Source organism: Parendozoicomonas verongulae, assembly GCF_009711465.1.
Classification (GTDB): domain Bacteria; phylum Pseudomonadota; class Gammaproteobacteria; order Pseudomonadales; family Endozoicomonadaceae; genus Sansalvadorimonas; species Sansalvadorimonas verongulae.
This window is the reverse complement of sequence record NZ_SMME01000566.1, coordinates 1-346: the sequence shown is the minus strand read 5'-3', so window position 1 is coordinate 346 and position 346 is coordinate 1. Positions and strand designations below refer to the sequence as shown.

General features: G+C 56.4%; 1 protein-coding gene. It reads right to left on the bottom strand.

Features of this window, described 5'->3' with window-relative positions:
* Positions 1 to 346: hypothetical protein (locus E1189_RS22875; RefSeq protein WP_196220987.1), on the bottom strand; the 346-nt coding region annotated here is incomplete at both ends.

The window sequence follows — 346 nt, the reverse complement described above, 5'->3', positions numbered from 1 at the left end:
GGTAAAGATGTCCAGAGCTGTTTTCAGATTGTTTGGCCCCCCCATGATCTGGAGTAGTCTGCCCAGAGCCAATTCGATCTCTTTATCCTCACAGGGGTTGTTCATCTTCCCCCCGACCGCCCGAGTACGTAACCGGGTAAAGATGTCCAGGGCCGCTCTCAGGTTGTCCGTGCCCCCCATGTCCTGAAGAAGTCTTCCCAGTGCCAGTTCGATTTCCTTGTCATCACAGGGGGTGTTCGCTACCCCACCTGCCGCCCGGGTACGTAGCTGGGTAAAGATGTCCAGGGCCGCTTTCAGATTGTCCAGGCCCCCCATCATCTGGAGATGTCTGCCCAGTGTTAACTCG